At 46.0% G+C, this 17,379-nt stretch carries 12 protein-coding genes and 1 riboswitch; of the genes, 4 read left to right on the top strand and 8 right to left on the bottom strand.

Annotated elements, in window-relative coordinates; translation table 11 throughout:
* Positions 1 to 34: 34 nt before the first annotated feature.
* The 3 genes from tcdA to F0229_RS07565 all read right to left on the bottom strand — a co-directional run bounded on the left by tcdA (position 35) and on the right by F0229_RS07565 (position 2,625).
* The gene (tcdA, locus tag F0229_RS07575) at positions 35 to 844 is read right to left on the bottom strand and encodes a tRNA cyclic N6-threonylcarbamoyladenosine(37) synthase TcdA (RefSeq protein ID WP_017059899.1); all 810 of its coding nucleotides are present in this window, start codon (positions 842 to 844) and stop codon (positions 35 to 37) included.
* A 113-nt stretch (positions 845 to 957) separates the two neighbouring features.
* Positions 958 to 2,070: a murein transglycosylase A gene (gene mltA, locus F0229_RS07570; protein ID WP_171732566.1), complete on the bottom strand. Its 1,113-nt coding sequence runs from the start codon at positions 2,068 to 2,070 to the stop codon at positions 958 to 960.
* A gap of 81 nt (positions 2,071 to 2,151) precedes the next feature.
* Positions 2,152 to 2,625, bottom strand: a complete 474-nt coding sequence (locus F0229_RS07565) for a DUF2850 domain-containing protein (protein WP_017064193.1) — start codon at positions 2,623 to 2,625, stop codon at positions 2,152 to 2,154.
* A 161-nt stretch (positions 2,626 to 2,786) separates the two neighbouring features.
* Between F0229_RS07565 and argA the strand changes: the two genes are divergently transcribed.
* Positions 2,787 to 4,124: an amino-acid N-acetyltransferase gene (gene argA / locus F0229_RS07560; protein WP_171732565.1), complete on the top strand. Its 1,338-nt coding sequence runs from the start codon at positions 2,787 to 2,789 to the stop codon at positions 4,122 to 4,124.
* A 283-nt stretch (positions 4,125 to 4,407) separates the two neighbouring features.
* On the top strand, positions 4,408 to 4,599 hold the full coding sequence (locus F0229_RS07555) for a hypothetical protein (protein WP_046224581.1): 192 nt from the start codon (positions 4,408 to 4,410) through the stop codon (positions 4,597 to 4,599).
* 81 nt (positions 4,600 to 4,680) lie between these two features.
* Here F0229_RS07555 and recD read toward each other — a convergent pair whose 3' ends face one another.
* From recD to F0229_RS07530, 5 genes are all read right to left on the bottom strand, one after another.
* Positions 4,681 to 6,891: an exodeoxyribonuclease V subunit alpha gene (gene recD, locus F0229_RS07550; protein WP_171732564.1), complete on the bottom strand. Its 2,211-nt coding sequence runs from the start codon at positions 6,889 to 6,891 to the stop codon at positions 4,681 to 4,683.
* The gene (recB, locus tag F0229_RS07545; protein ID WP_171732563.1) at positions 6,891 to 10,565 is read right to left on the bottom strand and encodes an exodeoxyribonuclease V subunit beta; all 3,675 of its coding nucleotides are present in this window, start codon (positions 10,563 to 10,565) and stop codon (positions 6,891 to 6,893) included. Before recB ends, recD begins: the two co-directional genes overlap by 1 nt.
* A gap of 240 nt (positions 10,566 to 10,805) precedes the next feature.
* Complete coding sequence (locus tag F0229_RS07540; RefSeq protein ID WP_171732527.1) at positions 10,806 to 10,967, bottom strand: hypothetical protein; 162 nt, start codon at positions 10,965 to 10,967, stop codon at positions 10,806 to 10,808.
* Positions 10,968 to 10,973: 6 nt separating this feature from the next.
* Positions 10,974 to 14,450 (bottom strand): exodeoxyribonuclease V subunit gamma, encoded by a 3,477-nt coding sequence (recC, locus tag F0229_RS07535; RefSeq protein ID WP_171732562.1) that lies wholly within the window; start codon positions 14,448 to 14,450, stop codon positions 10,974 to 10,976.
* A 127-nt stretch (positions 14,451 to 14,577) separates the two neighbouring features.
* Positions 14,578 to 15,528 carry a TDT family transporter gene (locus F0229_RS07530; RefSeq protein ID WP_171732561.1) on the bottom strand — a complete coding sequence of 317 codons (951 nt, stop codon included), beginning with the start codon at positions 15,526 to 15,528 and terminating at the stop codon, positions 14,578 to 14,580.
* 208 nt (positions 15,529 to 15,736) lie between these two features.
* Here F0229_RS07530 and F0229_RS07525 point away from each other — a divergent pair, with 208 nt between their 5' ends.
* The gene (locus F0229_RS07525) at positions 15,737 to 16,633 is read left to right on the top strand and encodes a LysR family transcriptional regulator (protein WP_171732560.1); all 897 of its coding nucleotides are present in this window, start codon (positions 15,737 to 15,739) and stop codon (positions 16,631 to 16,633) included.
* An 88-nt stretch (positions 16,634 to 16,721) separates the two neighbouring features.
* A complete protein-coding gene (locus F0229_RS07520; protein WP_008223840.1) occupies positions 16,722 to 17,015 on the top strand; it encodes a YebG family protein in 294 nt (97 codons plus the stop codon).
* Positions 17,016 to 17,170: 155 nt separating this feature from the next.
* Positions 17,171 to 17,255: riboswitch (Fluoride riboswitch) on the top strand.
* Positions 17,256 to 17,379: the final 124 nt, after the last annotated feature.

The raw sequence follows: 17,379 nt of genomic DNA, 5'->3' as shown, positions 1-17,379 counted from the left end.
AATATCCAGTCGATTGTTAATTGAGTAAAAGACGTTACTTAGCGTGCTTTTGAATCAGCTTTTCAACGATACGCGAAACAGCTACAAAACCAAACGTCGCCGTTACAACTGTTGCCGCACCAAAACCCGTCGCACAATCCATACGTTTTGGACCTTCTGCTGTCGCTTTCGCAGCACAGACACTGCCGTCAGCTTGAGGGTATTTCAGCTGTTCAGTTGAGAACACACAATCGATACCAAACTTACGTGCTGGATTCTTAGGGAAATTATGATGACGACGAAGGGTATCTTTTAGCTTCTTCGCGAGCGGATCTTGAATCGTCTTCGTCAGATCAGCCACTTTGATTTGAGTCGGATCGATTTGACCACCCGCACCACCAGTGGTGATCACCTTAATTTTGTTGCTACGACAATATGCCAACAGTGAAGCCTTAGCTTTCATGCTGTCAATCGCATCTAATACAAAGTCGAACTCTTTCGACAGGTATTCAGCCTGATTGTCTGGGCCGATGAAGTCGTCAATCAGGTTAACTTTACACTCAGGGTTAATCAGCTTAACGCGCTCTGCCATCACTTCAATTTTGCTTTTACCAACGGTACCCGACATTGCGTGGATCTGACGGTTGATGTTGGTCACACACACATCATCCATATCGATCAAAGTCAGCTCACCTAAACCAGTACGAGCAAGCGCTTCAACCGCCCATGAACCGACACCACCAATACCGATCACACACACGTGTGCTGCTCTAAGTATGTCGACTTCACTATTGCCATATAGGCGACGGGTGCCACCAAATCGTTGGTCATAGTTTTCTGAAGCTGGAGTGGTCAATTCACGCATTGTTGCCGCCAATTTATTTCTGAGAAAAAGAAAAGAGTGCGTTTTATACGCACTCTTGAATAAAAAGTCTAGGGGATTAGCGATTCGCTTTCAATGCCCTATTTTATTGTCGCTTACTCAACCTTTTCAGGAGGCAAAGCCCAAGGCGCTTCGGTTGCGCTGCCATCTAAGCCGAGCTTCCACACACGACCAAAATGCTTGTAATGACCCGCTTCGGTACCCGCTCGTGGGCCCATACCGTGGTAAAGGTCCAAATGGTTTTGCTTAACCGCGCCGCCCGTATCTAAAACCAGTAACAGTCTTAGTTGGTGAGCACCGCTCCAAGTACCATCAGCATTCAGTAGTGGAACCTCAGCAAGAATCGGCGTCCCCATAGGCAAGATAGAGCGATCGCCCGCAACCGCCGCCATCGGTAATAGAGGAATGCCCGCGCTGCCCATTACCGATAGGTCGTCTCTCGCTTCAAAGAAAACGAAAGAAGGGTTTTGCTCAAGCAGCTCTTTCACTACTTCAGGATCGTTTGCCAATACCCACTCTTTGATTGCTTTTAGCGACATTTTTTCGCGTGGAACTAAGCCTCGTTCAATCAGAACACGGCCAATGCTCACATAAGCTTTATTATTCTTACCCGCGTAGGCGAAATACTGCAGCGTGTCATCATCACCGAAGTGCACAAATCCACTGCCCTGCACTTCCATCATAAATGGGTCGATGCGGTTTGCTGAATAACCTAACTCAAGGCCTTGACCTTCTAATGCGCCGTTGTAAATCTCTTCGCGTGTTGGACACTCTTTGCCACACTCAGGAAGCCCGTAAACAGGGTAACGGTATTCTTCATTCGCTTCGTGGTGCAGCTCCATCACAGGAGAAAAGTAGCCCGTGAACAAAACATTGCCTTGTTTATCACCACCACCTAGTTGAGCGGTTTGAACGCCAAAATTCGCTAGCTCGCTTGGATCTCCACTCAGCATCGCCCACTCATTGAGTTGTTGATAAAGCGGCTCATAGATTTTAGCCATCGAAGGGGATTTAGAAACCACCATCTCAGCTTGTTCTGCAAATGCGGTGTAGTCTCTTGGTTTATTGGATTCAACCTGATCGACCTTATTCAAGGTGCGAGGAAATTCGTCATCAAGGTGTTGCTGAGCAAGATCAGTGGGTTGAGCACAGCCAAATAACAAAGAGGCAGCGACAAGGGGAAGCCATTTTTTAATCACAAGAGTCATCCTAAAAATTCTATGCATCGAGGATGACAAAAACAGTCAGATAACACAATCTTAGATTGTAAGAGTTTACAAGAAGATAACCTATCGGACGGAGTTATCGATATGGCCCTTAAGGCGGAAGATGGGATTGTAGTGACTGTCAGAATCGAGCACCATTTCTGTATTGTCAGAATTGGTCATGCGGAAACGATAGGTTTTATCACCCGCCTTGTATTCAAAGTAGTTTCCATCAAAGTCAAAGCTCGTCGAAACAACAGACCCACGAACTGACACACCATTAGCATTCAGAACAAACTCATCGGTCGCATAATGTGCAACATCTTGCTCTATCCAAGTGCCGTATATCAGATTGTCGGGCGTCGCCGCATTTTGCACTCGGGAAAGCACATCGCCGAACAAAGAAACCACCGCAAACGAACCCACTAAGGCTAGAACCATTAAACAGCGTTCAATGATCTTACGCTTCAACTTAGATTGATTGCGCTGATCAGCTTCGCTGTAGAGACCTTTGGTTATCTCATCGATTTTGTTCTTTGTTGCTGGAGCTTGTTGCATTCGGTGACTACTCATAAGGATGCTATGCGCATTCTACACTGAGACAGTTTATATATTGAAGCCTAGATAAGAATAGTTTGCGCTTTATTCCAAAAAGGTGTTGTTTACATTTGAATTTAAATGCTAAATTATCGAATAAATAAACAAAATGGACTTGTTCTGTGAAATTAAGAAGTACAGCGCTAGTAAAAGGTTTCAGACAATCAACCCCTTACGTAAATGCTCACCGTGGCAAAACCATGGTCATTATGCTGGGAGGCGAAGCCGTTGCCGACAGGAACTTTGGTAACATTATTAGTGATATAGCCTTGCTCCACAGCCTTGGAGTAAAGATTGTTCTCGTTCACGGGGCAAGACCGCAGATCAACCAATTGCTCGCCAAGCAAGATTGCCATACGCCTTATCACAAGAATATTAGGGTCACTGATGAATATTCTTTGGGCGTCGCTATGCAGGCTGCTGGACAGCTTCAACTTGCCATCACCGCACGCCTCTCAATGAGCTTAAACAACACACCGATGGCAGGCACTCAACTCAATGTGATGAGTGGTAACTTCATTACGGCTCAACCGCTTGGCGTGGATGACGGTACGGATTATTGCCATAGCGGGCGTATTCGTCGAATCGATATCGAAGGGATCAATCGCACTCTTGACCAAGGTTCAATTGTACTGCTTGGCCCTATTGCTAGTTCCGTGACAGGCGAAAGCTTTAATCTGCTTTCTGAAGAGGTCGCCACCCAAGTTGCGATTCGTTTAAAAGCCGACAAACTGATTGGTTTCTGCTCCGAACAAGGGGTAACAGATGAAAGCGGCACTGTACTCGCCGAACTCTTCCCTAAAGATGCCAAGCAAATTCTAGAACGATTAACGGAATCTCAAAATCCTGCCGAAGACATGAGCACAGGAACACTGCGCTTCTTGAAAGGAGCGATCTCCGCTTGTCGAGCTGGTGTGCCTCGTTGTCATCTAATCAGCTACAAGGTAGATGGCGCATTAATCCAAGAGTTGTTCTCTTTTGACGGTATTGGAACCCAAGTGGTCATGGCTAGTGCCGAGCAAGTAAGACAAGCTCAGATTGACGATATTGGTGGCATATTTGACCTTATTCGTCCTTTGGAAGAACAAGGCATTCTCGTTCGTCGCTCAAGAGAACAATTGGAACAAGAGATTCACCGCTTTACGATTATCGAAAAAGACGGACTGATTATTGGTTGCGCTGCACTATATGCGTATCCGGAAGATCACATGGCAGAGATGGCGTGTGTGGCGATTCACCCTGACTATCGCGATGGAAACCGTGGGCAAATATTACTGGACTACATGCGTCATCAATCGAAGTCTCGTGATATCGACCAAATTTTCGTTTTAACCACACATAGCCTGCATTGGTTCCGTGAACAAGGGTTTTACGAGATCGGAGTTGATGAGCTACCGATGGAAAAACAGGGGCTGTACAACTATCAACGTAACTCAAAAATCTTAGCGTTAAATGTGTAAATAAAGTTTTGGACTAAAATCTCACTTCAAAGGAAAAATAATTGCAAATGTAATCGTTTTCTATATGAGATTTATTAACTATGCACTTTCACTCACACGTATAATTGTATAGAATTTAGACGCTTTAATAATCTTAACAAATGTTTTTATTGGAATTGCCATCTCGATAGTCATGTCGAACTCATTGAGGTGGTCACTGCACGGATTGCTATACCCGTTGACGGCCAGCACGCTAACATTAGCTCTGCTCGTTAATATAAACAGCAAAAAGAGCAACATTGATATGAGAACCATTGTTTGTAACTCGCTGCAAAGTTTTTGGGATATGGCTGATAACCAATTCTTAGAAGGGCTAGACGTACACTGCGTGTTCCCTGTTAGCGAGAATCTAAAAGAGTTTATTTTGAATTGCCAAGCAAAGTACAAGATAAACCACATATCGTTTACTCGAGCGTTTTTAGGCTCTGATTCCTAATAACGCTCAAAGCAACCAAGGATGGTTGCTTTGTGTTTGTCTAGCCCTAAGTTCAAAACCTTCTCTAGCCGTCCATAACGACTAATTCGTTAAGCGACTGCCTAAACCACTCACTCGCTCTGTTTTCACCTTAATCCCACGCTTCAACACATTTGTATCGCTGAACATCATCAGTCGTTTCTTCGCACGTGTAATACCTGTATAGATAAGCTCCCGCGTTAAAATAGGGCTGAAATCTGGCGGCAAGATCATTAAGGTCAGATCAAATTCACTACCCTGAGATTTGTGTATTGTCATTGCATAAGCCGTTTCATGATCGGGCACTCGGCTTGGTAGCACAGCTTTTACGCTGCCATCGGGCAACTCAAAATAGACCTTCAAACGAGGGGTTAAGTCAGGTTGACTAGAACCCGCCTCAAGCATACAGATACCAATATCACCATTGTACAAACCCAAGCCATGATCATTTCGCGTCACCATAACAGGACGTCCGTGATACCACAGCTCATCATTATGAGGGCTCACCAAACGCCTTGCGGCCAGTGCTCTTTCAATTCTGTGGTTGAGGCCTTTAACACCAAAATCCCCTTCACGAATGGAACACAACAGTCGGCATTGGCTGAACAAATCGAGTACCGATTTCGCTCTCGCTTCTTGAGTTTCTAACTCTTCCAACGGCACATTCATTCTATTGAGGTACGCACCATACTCGTTAACCAAAGTACGCAGCATCAGGTTATAGCTGTCACTCGACAGAGGGTGGTTTTCGATATCGCCAAAACCTTTGGCAAACATTTGGTCTACTTGATTCGCAGAACCATTATTGATTGCTTTTGCCAGCTGACCGATACCGGAGCGCGCATCGAAACGATAACTCTTCTGCAGCATACACAAGCTATCCGCAATCGCAGGCGGATTCACCGCTCCAGCTTTGTCTTGTCTTGGTTTAGCTATCGCATCAAAACCTGTCATCTCTGCAATCAAATTGCCTTGCGCTGTGCTGTACCCTGCAGAGTTGAATGAACAGATATCACCGAGCACAGCACCTGCCTCTACTGAAGCGAGTTGGTCTTTATCACCCAATAAGATGAGCCTTGCGTGCTCAGGAAGTGCATCCACCAGCTTATACATCATCGACAGATCAACCATTGAAGCTTCATCCACTACCAAGATATCAAGGTGGAGTGGATTGCGTCGGTTATGCCTAAACTCAGCACGGTTAGGAATCGCGCCGAGTAATCTGTGTAAGGTGCTCGATTCGGTCGGTATGTTGGCTTTCACTTCAGGCGCTAATGGCAGCTGTTCAATTGCTTTACCGATCGACTCGGTTAAACGCGCCGCCGCTTTACCCGTTGGTGCCACTAGCTTAATCGTTGGTGTTTTACCTTGGCTGAGAGATTGCTCGACCATCGCCGACAGTAATTTGGTTACCGTGGTTGTTTTACCAGTACCCGGCCCACCAGAAATCACCGCAAAACGACGACTCAGCGCCACCGCTGCCGCGACTTTTTGCCAGTTCAAACATGCCGATAACGGCACCAAGTCGTCCAACACATCTAAGTCCGTCACCTGCTTAGCTTGTACAATCGCTTGGTCGATTGATCCCCAATCTAAAGCCTGCTCATTCACAATATCAAGATGGTCACACACCAATTGTTGGCGTAATACCTGAGACGTTTGTTGGCTTGCTTCAGCCTTGGCTAAGGCGTTAAACAGAAAATGATAGCTACGTGCAAAAAGCAGATTGAGCGTTTCAGTCAGCGCTTTTTTCTGCTCAGTATTGAACTCTACCGGCTTACTTAAACGGTTTAAGGTCTCAGCCAACACAACTTCGTAGTTCCAATAACGCTGTAAATAGACACGCTGCCCATCGAACATTAGAGGCTTAACACAATCGTTGGTCGTTCCCACTAAGTTTGATGATTGAAGCACAGCCACCCAATCAATACCCAACAGTTTTTGGTTCAATTGCAGTGCAGTTTCACCGTATAACCCAAGTAACTGAGCAAGATCTGCCGCTAGTTCAGGGCCTGTCGTATGCTGCTGTATAAGCTGAGTACAAATGTGTCCTTTGCCTAATTCATGGCTCACTACCCCCGCGAGAAAGCCGATCTCTTGAGGGTAGCTCGTGGCTTGCTGAGCAAGAAAACGGGCAAATTGATAATCCAACTGACGAATAGAACCCTTATCCGCAAGAAACTGGAGTACATCCATCAGTTGCTCAGGAATAAGTGAAACTGGCTTTGCTGTGTTCGCAGTATCTATGCCGGTATTAGTGGTCGTTGTTGTCATTATAAAAGCCCCATCTGTCCAGTTTCATTGTCATTCAATTGTGCTGAACGTCTGTCTATCACTTTACCGTCAATCAATTGATCCATTTCATCGAGCAAAGCCAGTGTTGGTTTCGCCGAGAAAATACCTTGTTGAGATTGACCGTCCATTCCTCTTAAGAACAAGTAATAAACCCCACCAAAATGTTGTTCATAACTGTAATCCGCAACGCGGCTGCGTAAAAAGCGATGCAATGCCAACGCATAGATCTGATATTGCAGATCATAACGGTGGTCAGCCATCGCCGATTTCAATGCTTCGCCATGGTAGACAGCAACATCATCTCCTAAATGATTCGATTTCCAGTCAAGAACATAGTATTTACCTTGATGCTCGAACACCAAATCGATGAAGCCTTTCAACATACCTTGCACGGTTTGGAAACCTAGGTCGCCCGCTTTTGCCGATAACGGATCATGATATTGAATGGTTTGATTCAATTCAGACGCCGCCAACACTTCGATCGGCAGTAAGAATTCCATCTCAACTAAACGTTGCGTCGAGTCTTTCTCGCTTAGCTTTAAGTTCTTGCCGTCTAATGCGGTGTTCAGCACTGTATCGACCAGTTGCTGAAGCACAGGTAGCCACTCTAATTCATATTGCTCTGATTCTAATAAGTGAGTGATTACTTGCGTGTTATGTTCACTGGTTGCTGGCTCGGTAAATTCAACCTCCTCAAACAAGGTGTGCAAGAAAGTACCTGGGCGAGCACCACGTGGGAACGTAAAGATAGATCGTTCAGGTTCAATCAACTCAGATTCATCCTGCTCATCAGCCGAGTCAATATCAAAGCCAGATACCTCAATCGTGGCGTCATGACTCGCACCGTGACTGCCTTGCTTTAAAAGCCCCGAGTAACTGGTGATACGCCAAGCCCTGTCGATTGAAGCCTTTAGCTCGTTCGCATGTAAGTCTTCGCTCACTTGCTCTGTCTGTACAAACACTTGCTCGTGCGCGGTTGGAGTTTCGGCTAGCAGCACACTTGAGTTCTTGCCCTCAATGGCTGCAAGAGCCTGATGCAATTCGGCAATACCTTGCTCTTGACCGTTTTGAACCAAATAGCCCATCGCACTCAAATGCACGCCGGTCGGCTCTTTGGTTGAACGCCCTTTACGCAGTGGTGCCATGCCAATGAAACAGCCATAAACCGCACGAGTCAGCGCTACATAAATCAAACGCAAGTCTTCCGCGAGTCGCTCTTTATCGGCTTGAGCTAAGGCACTATCACTACCTGTAATATCCAACACCGTGGTGTCTGAATCATGGTCGTAGAATTTGCCCTCGCTCGCTTCTCGATAACTCGCAACAAATGGCAGGAATACTAAGTCATATTCCAAACCTTTCGACTTGTGAATGGTAACGATTTGAACCAAGTTTCTCTCCGATTCAAGACGCTGAATGTCATCTTCACTCCCGCCTAAACCATTTTGAGCATCGGAAATCGCTTCTGCTAGCCAACGCAACAAGCCATAGTCACTGTCGAGTTCTTGTCTTGCTTGTTGCAACAATTCGCCAATGTGCATTAAATCAGTGAGTGAGCGCTCACCATTTTCTTCTTCCAGTAAGCGTTCCGCGAGATGGCGTTTACTAATAACGCTACGCAGCATTGGTAGTACGCCGCGCTGTAGCCACAACTTACGATATTCTCGAAATTCGTTAACGACGTTCTCCCACACCACTTCATCGTTATTAAGCTCATCCAATGAAGCCGCATCCAGAGCAAATAACTCGGAGGCTAGACTCGCGCGCAATGCACGGTCATTTTCAGGTGTCAGCACCGCTTGCAGCAAGCGTTGAATATCTTGCGCAACCAAGCTGGTGAATACACTGTCTCGGTTAGACAAATACACACTTGCAATGCCTTGCTCAGACAGCGCGTTCTTGATCAGACGACCTTCACTGCCGGTTCGAACCAAGACAGCAATATCACCCGCATTCACGGCATGTTGTTTTTTGCCGTTATCAAAATAGGCTTGTTGATTTTGAGAAGCGGTCAGAATGGTTTGAATTTGACTCGCTGTCGCCTCGGCCATGGCTTTGTGATATTCGCCCTTTGGTAACGGCTTGTCTTCAGCCTCTTGTAGCCAAAAGGTGAGTGCGTGCTGAGTTTCTCCGTTCATCACCCATTGGCGCTTATCAGCCGATGGACTGGCTGCAACAGGCAAAAATGGAATGTCTTGATCATAGATAAACGGACTGTCTGAATTCATAAACACTTGGTTTACTGCACTGACCATATCCGCACTTGAACGCCAGTTGGTGCCTAAAGTGTAGTGAGCACTAACTTGGTTTCTCGCTTTGATATAGGTAAAGATATCTGCGCCACGGAAGCCATAAATCGCCTGCTTCGGGTCACCGATCATAAACAAACCGCACTGCGGATTATCGAGATAGATTCGGCTAAAAATACTGTATTGCAGTGGATCGGTATCTTGGAATTCATCGATCATCGCTACCGGGTATAAGGTGCGAATTCTTTCCACCAGCAAGGATTGCTCATCGACATCGATCGACGCGGATAACTGAGTCAGTAAGTCATCAAACGACAACCACTGCTTCTGCTGTTTAGCCTTGGCTAGCATAGTTCGACAATGGGTAATCGCATGCGCCAATAACGGAGCTTTCAAGTCGGCAGGGTTATTTAAGAAATCTTCAATCGCTTCGAAAACGGCGTGCTGCGGTGCGGTGCCTTTCGGTGTTTTCTCGATTAACGTGGCTTGTGAAAACTTCTCTAATTTATCTGGGTATTGATAATCATGGGTGTCGCTTTGCGCCCATGCCGTCACCGCCTCTAGCCATGTCGGCAGAGACTTCTTGGTGTAGCTACGTTTGTTCACATCCGAACCAGAGATCAAAGCTAAAAAATCCGCTTCAGACTCACACCACAGTGCTTTAAGCTGCTTCACTTTGTCTAGGTTCTGATTGTGTAGAGTTTGCAAATCACCCGACATCGCGTCGACGGTTAGCTTCAATGGAGAACCCGTCAGATAACGATTGACGTCTGCTAACAATGCAGCCGGTGAACCCCAGATATTACGCACCTCACCTGCTAGCTGAATAGGTAGCGGGTAAAACTGCTTACGCCAATAGTCGGCTACTACTTGCGCTTTAAGATGGCTTTCATCTGTCACAAACTCATTATCAAATCGGCTGCCAGACTCGAAGGCATTTTGAGTCAACGTTCGCTGACAAAAGCCGTGAATGGTGTAGACCGCGGCTTCGTCCATTTGCCTTTCGGCATTGAGCAGTGTTTTTGCAGCGCCAGCGTGGTCTTCGATTTCTTGCAGCAAAGGAGCAATCACTGGGTCGTCACTTTGCCCGCGAGCAAACGCAATGCGCGCATCATGGATTCGAGCACGGATACGATCTCGCAGCTCAGCCGTTGCTGCTTCAGTAAAAGTCACCACCAGAATTTGGTCTACGGTTAGTGGCTCATGGTGTCGGGTGGCTTCCGCGAGCTCGCCTTGTGGTGCTGCCGTGCCGTGTCCGAGCAGTAGGCGTAAGTACAAGCCAGCGATGGTAAATGTTTTACCTGTACCCGCCGATGCTTCAATTAAACGCGCGCCATGAAGTGGAAACGTCATGGTATTGAGTGTCTGTGGAGCAATTACCTGAACACTGCTTGTGGTCGTCATGCCTTACTGCCTTCTGATAAATATGTTGTTACAAATGTGACCTAGCATGGAAAACGTCATTCAATTTACGTCCTACGCTGATTTGTTAATAGTTAGTGCGATCTCTCTCACGGATCAATTCGGATCGCCTCGCTACTATGCGCCCACGAGTTCAGGAGCGCGATTCGAGTCTTATACTCATTGCCTACTTAGAACCACAGAATAATGGTCCCTCTGACCTGTGGCCGTACAGCGAACGCCCTACACTAATAATGATTTACTGGCGGCCACTTTATTTACTGTACCTTGCTTCTCTTCATCTTGATTCCCTTCACCTTGAAAGCAAGCGTCCCAAATGCTTACCAGCGACTCTCTTTCGTCTTTCATTAGTTCAGCGTACACACAATTGATCTTATCGATCACAGCCACTTACTCCTGATCTTCCAGATCGGCAGCAGCCAACCTTGCCGCCTGTAACACAAGCGTTGAATACATACGCGACTCAGCCGCCAGCTCATCGTCCCACTTAGGCCAAATACGCGAGATGTAGGTATCTCGACCCTCGCCCGTGAAAGCGAAGCTGTCATTAAAAGTATCGGCCATTTTCTTGAGCGACTTCTCTTCATCATCGACCCATTTACCGCGGCTAAAACCCGCTTCAACGCTGGCCAAGGCGGTTTTCGGGAAGTACGGCAGTGGTGCCGTCATACCTTGATAAAACAGTCGCACTAACTCAGCCAATAAACTCTTCGCCTGCTGCGCATCACCGATAGGTTGTAGCGTTTGGTGAACCACACCTTCTTTTCTGTCATAACCAATAATATGAGTCGTTTTGCCGTGCCCCATCACTGCGCAACACAAGTGATCGATCCACGCGGCCAAGTAATCTTGCGAACGAATTTTGCCACTACGAAAACGTACCAGCCCCGATTGATAGTTTTGAGTAAGCCAACCCATCAAACGAACGGGTTTACCCTCGCCTAGCACGTCAAATTCAATATTTACCTCAAGATCTTGCTGTGGCTGCCCACTTACAAATCGAATCTCTTTGGCTAAGTCTTCTGCTTGAACGCGATTGGTTTCAAATTCGATATCACCAAAAGCGCCGACCGGTAATCGGCCCTGTGCTTTTTGCTCAGAGACAAACAATCGAACCGCTTCATCAGCCCCTTCTGGATGGTCTAGCAACACTTGCAGCAGAGCATCCTTAAGCTGGAAGCTTTCTAAGCCATTAAGCACGAACGGCTCATCGTCTTCCATTACCGGAAGCGGTGGCTCAAACACTACTTTTAGGCGACGATTAAAGAAGTATTGTACCGGCAAGCGCCAGAAACGCTGCAGTTCAACCAGATCGAGTTCTAACGGATAAGTCGAACCAAGCAAATAGTCATCCAACGCACGATTGAATTCGCCACTGCATTCACCGGAACGGTTAGCCGCAGGAAGCCATTCTTTGGCGTAACTCAATACATGGCTTGCATCACCTTGAGTAAAGGCTGCAGGGCTGAACGGCGTCATTGTGTGTTCAAAGCTGATCGCTTGAGTCAGTTTGATGCCTGAATCATCACTTGGTAATGATTGGTCTTCACTTAGGCAGTAGTTTTGCTGGCAGTACTCAATCAACTCTGAAACCAATACCGACGGCACTCGCTCAGTATTATCTTGAATCGAGCGGCCGACATAGCTGATGTACAAGCACTCTTGCGCCGACAACATCGCCTCTAAGAATAGGTAGCGGTCATCATCTCGACGAGAACGGTCACCGGGACGCGTGCGCCCATTCATCAAATCAAAGCCTTCTGGCGGCATTGAGCGAGGGTAAACACCGTCATTCATGCCTAATAGACAAACGGTTTTGAACGGGATAGAACGCATCGGCATCAGAGTACAGAAATTCACTTGCCCCGCTAAGAAACGCTGACTGATACGCGCGCCCGACAGTTTATTGTTTAAGTACTGATAAATGATGCTTGGCGATAGCTCTTGTTCGTACAAGGCATCATCAAGCTGTTCATTCAGTTGAGAAAGTGCATCACGAATCGACTTAAGCACCACCTCGCCTTCTAGCTCAACGGCAAAGAAATCGTCAATCATTTGCAGCAAGGTTTCACGCCACATATCGATGGATTGCGTCTCAGTAAGGCGTTGACGGTAATGGGCAATACGGTCAATAAAGTGCGCTAACTTACCTGCAAGTTCAGCGTTAATGCCCTGAACTTCGTTATAAGCTGCAATTGGAGAGTGTTCGGTTTCAAACAGACCCGCAGAATCCGACATCGCATAACCCAATAACATTCGCTGGATACCAAATAGCCAGGTATTTTGCTCGGTGGCAGGCAAATCAAACTCAGTTGCGGTAGACGAATCGACACCCCAACGGATGCCTGCTTCTTCAACCCACTGCTTAGCTTGCTCGAATTGAAATTCATCAATGCCAAAGCGTGCCATCATCGCTGGGATTTCTAGTAGCTCTAACAACTCAGACGCTAAACAACGCGTATTCGGTAGCGCGACCAACTGCATGAACGCGGTCAGAATCGGGCTCTCTTGGTCTGCCGTTCGATCCGAGATCGAGTAAGGGATATAACGCTCACCCGGAGCATTACCAAATACCGCCTGAATCGCAGGGCTGTAAGCATTGATGTCTGCCACCATCACGATAATGTCGCGTGGCTTTAATGTCGGGTCAGCGTCAAACATTGCTAACAGCTGATCATGAAGAACTTCAACCTCACGCATTGGGCTGTGACAAGCATGTACCGTCAATGAGCGATCACCCAGCTCAACCACTTGTTTGTGGTTGCTGGAGTCTAAGATGTGATCATCTTGGTGTTCTTCTAACTGGAGAATGTCGGCTTGCAGTTGATGCAGCAGGTTATCTCTCTCTACATCAATAAAGAACTCATGCTCTTCGCTGTCTGATTGAGATAGCAAGAACAGGTTATCTCTACCTAACTTACCCATAGACGCGAGTAAGCTATTGCCTACCGCTTGGCTAGTATGCAGTTCGTCTTCAACGTTGGCTTCAATACCGTCTTTCAATGGTGAGACTTCGCCTTCTAGCTGAGGCAAGCCATCAATCAGAGCAAACTGCTTACGACGTTGCGCTTCCACTCTAGCCAAGTATTTACGGTCACGAATATCGCCCCAGTAATGTTGGCAAGGGTTGGTAAACATCAGGTGAACATCAATCTGCTCACCCAGCGCTTTCAAGGCATCCATGTAACGAGGAGGCAGCGACGATATACCAAACACAAACAGACGTTTCGGCAAGCGTTGTAGCTGACCTTGTTGGTTGGCTAGCGCTTCAATGAAGTCGTGGTACAGGTTACCACGGTGATATTTCGATTGGCCTTGAGACAGGGTTTGCTCGTAGAGTGCCTTCCACAAAATTGGCTGCCAAGGGTGTTCTTGCTGCCCTTCACCATCAATCAATTCTGTAACGGGCTCGCCCGCTTCCCACATCGCCATCCACTCAGGACGATATACCAAGTATCCATCGAAGATATCGGCAATCTTCTCAGCCAATTGATACAGCTTCGAATCATCTTCGTCGTTTTCAAGATAGCGTTGTAAGGGTAAGAAATCAGGGTGGTCAAGCTTCGCAGGTAGCAAACTCATTAGCTTCCACGTCATCGCTTCTTTGTTAAAAGCACTGCGTTTCGGTACGTCGGGAAGCACTTGGGTAAACATATCCCAAATGAAGGTTGCTGGAAGAGGAAAATCGATATTTGCTGCTACACCAAACTCTTTGGCGAGTTCCATCTTAAGCCATTGAGACATACCCGGGCTCTGAACCAAGATCTGCTCTTTTTCGAAAGGATTGGCTAAAGGGTCACTTTTGATTAAGTGAACGAGAAGAATTTTTAAAGTATCAACTTTATTGGAATGGTAAACAGTAAACAAAGTGCACTCACGCTAATCTTGCCACAATATACTGCCAGATTAGCATAAGTGCTGAGTTTGGATGAGGAATATAAGCTTATGAAATACCGAAAGCTTAAGGTCCGTTTATCTTTTGAACTATTGCCCTTTACAATCTGCCCGCTACCGCGCTTAGAACACGGTGAGGTTTGTAATTCATGTAATAACGAACCGCCACATAACCCACTACAAACGTTGCCACAATCAATTCTAGATACGCTAGGCCAAACACTTGATTGATGTAATGCGCTTCAATACCTTGTGCTTGCATCCACGCAGCCAGTTTGAACAAGGCTGTTGCACCAATCACGATTGGGAAAGTAAACGCTGCATAACCAGGGCTAAATGGAAGACGAAGTAGTTTGAAAAACGCCATATAGATAATGAACGTCATCAACACTGCAATACCAAATAGTAAACCAATGATCACAGGTGAAGGGTTAGCAGTAACGGTTAAGTAACCCGCCAAAGATAGGCTTGCCGGTGCTGCCATAATCGCAATCGTTGGTTTTGCAGCATCTGGCACTTCGTGAGAGAAGATCAAACGGTAAACCATGATTGGTAGCATTACTGCGTAAACCAATAAGCCGAATACCAAAGTCGCGTTCGCTACTGGCTCTAAAACTGGATTACCAGAAAAAGAAACGTCTGCCACAATGATACCGATTGGCGGCACAAACCAGCTTGGCACCATGTGGTGAATCTCAAAGTTTTTAGCTCTGTGGTACAAAAAGCTCATTAGAAACACAACATGCAAAGCCACAGAAGCCAACCACATAGCTTCTTGTAAGAATTGAGAGATTGGCGCCAAAGACGCTGACACCACCATGCACCCCATTGCAAATGTTGGTACCACACTGCCGACAACAGGGTGAGCAAGATCTTCACGCAATAGGTGACCATGAATCAAAAATTTCACAGCTAAAACAAGAAGTAATACCGCCGCAATGCCAGCACTGATCCACTGCACCAAACCCGGTGTGTGTAAGATACCTTGTGCGACTAGAACACCATCCCAACACCAGCCTAAGCTTGCAATTGCGAGTGCTAACCCTGCCATGGGTGTTGGAGCTCCTGTTAATCTATATTTAATACGTTGAATCATGTCAGCCTCTCTTAAACCTAATTCACTAAACTTGTGAACTCATCAGCTTGTTGAAGCCATAATACGCTTGCGCTTCGTTAAACAATATCCAATTATATATAACAAGTGTTCATCAATACTGAACAGAATCCATTTTCACCAGCAGAGTAAAACTAGGAATCTGATGGCTAATATTTCAATAAAACAGCTCAAAGTGTTCGTCACTATTACTCAGCACTCGACATTGACTGCTGCCTCTGAGGCTCTGTTTCTGTCTAAAGCTGCGGTCAGCATGGCACTAGGCGAAATGGAGAAACAACTCGGCCACTCTCTATTTGACCGGGTCAACAACCGATTAATTCTCAACCAAGAGGGACATAAGTTACTTCCATTGGCGGATGAAATATTACATCGTGCTGCTGGTATTGATGTTTTGTTCCGTGATGATCAGCCTTTAAGTGGCAATCTAAAGGTCGGCGCGAGTGACACGATTGGTAATCAGGTCGCACCGTTTATTTTGTCAGGCTTTCGCGAACGAACTCAACATCAGGATCAAAGCTTGTTCATTTCAAACAGTGCACTGATCTGCCAAAAGTTGGTGGATTATGAACTTGATATCGCGCTAATTGAAGGAAAAACATTACACCCTGAACTCATTTCGAGTCAGTTTAGCAGCGATGAAATGTGTATTATTGTTAGTAATCAACATCCTCTCGTTTCAAAAGAAAAAGTGACTTTAAGCGATTTAGAAGACAGCCATTGGATTCTACGTGAATCAGGCTCAGGGACCCGCGAGTTTTTCCTTCGTGCCGTTGCGCCTCGCATCGAACATTGGTATGAATCCTTTGAACTCAACACCACTGAAGCGATCATCAATTCAGTTTCAGCCAATCTTGGATTCGCTTGTTTATCACGATTGGCGGCGCAACGAGCGATTGATTCAGGCCGAGTGAAAGCGCTTAATGTGCCACTTGATATGAAACGACGTTTCTGGATGCTGGTACACAAGGACAAATACCAGAGCCCACTGCTGAAATCTTTCATGAGTTATTGTGAAGACTGGGCTACACATCAAGATTGAGGCCGCATTGTTAGGGCTCCAACTGGACTTTTAACATCAGAAACTGTATAAAAAGCCAGTAAAATTTATCAAACTTAGAGGATTAACCATGGCTGTTATCGTCAAGTACGTGGTGGAACGCAACGGAGAAGAGAAAATGACTTTTACCTCTAAAGCCGAAGCCGACGCATACGACAAAATGCTGGATATGGCTGATGAGCTTTTTGAACTTTTAGGCAAAAGCGATTTAGTTGAAGATGAAGGCAAGCAAGAAGAACTTGCAATGTACCTAGCGAAGAACAAAGAAGAAGTTCTTTACGCATTAGGTGCTAAGCGTAAGCCAGCTCCGAAAAAAGCTAAGAAGCTTGAAGCTGTTGAAGACGCAGAAGAAGATGCAGCTTAACTAGCTGATACCTTTCTAAAAAACGTCAATGACGCCTCTAATCAGAGTTCGTTATTGGCGTTTTTTTATACTTATCGAAATATAATGAAGCTTGTTTATAGTCGAAATCGCTCTAAACATTCGCTTGCATGAAAGTGTGAGGAAGATCTAATCTATAGCCATCAGGTGATGGGGTTCCACCTAAGCTTTTGCTTCAACCGCCCGTTCTTTCCCAACAGTGCTAATGACTCCTACAGAATCGAAAACAGGTAATACTGTTGGACGTATCGCTATTCCTCCATTTTGAAATGGACTTAGTCTATTAAGACCAAGTTCCATGACACCTTTGGATTATCGATACTCAAGATCTGTAGTGAATTAGCCG

The organism is Vibrio sp. AIC-3 (assembly GCF_013114515.1).
In the GTDB taxonomy this organism is placed as follows: Bacteria; Pseudomonadota; Gammaproteobacteria; order Enterobacterales; family Vibrionaceae; genus Vibrio; species Vibrio crassostreae_C.
Note: the sequence above shows the minus strand (reverse complement) of the source record. Positions and strands in the feature narration are given on the sequence as shown.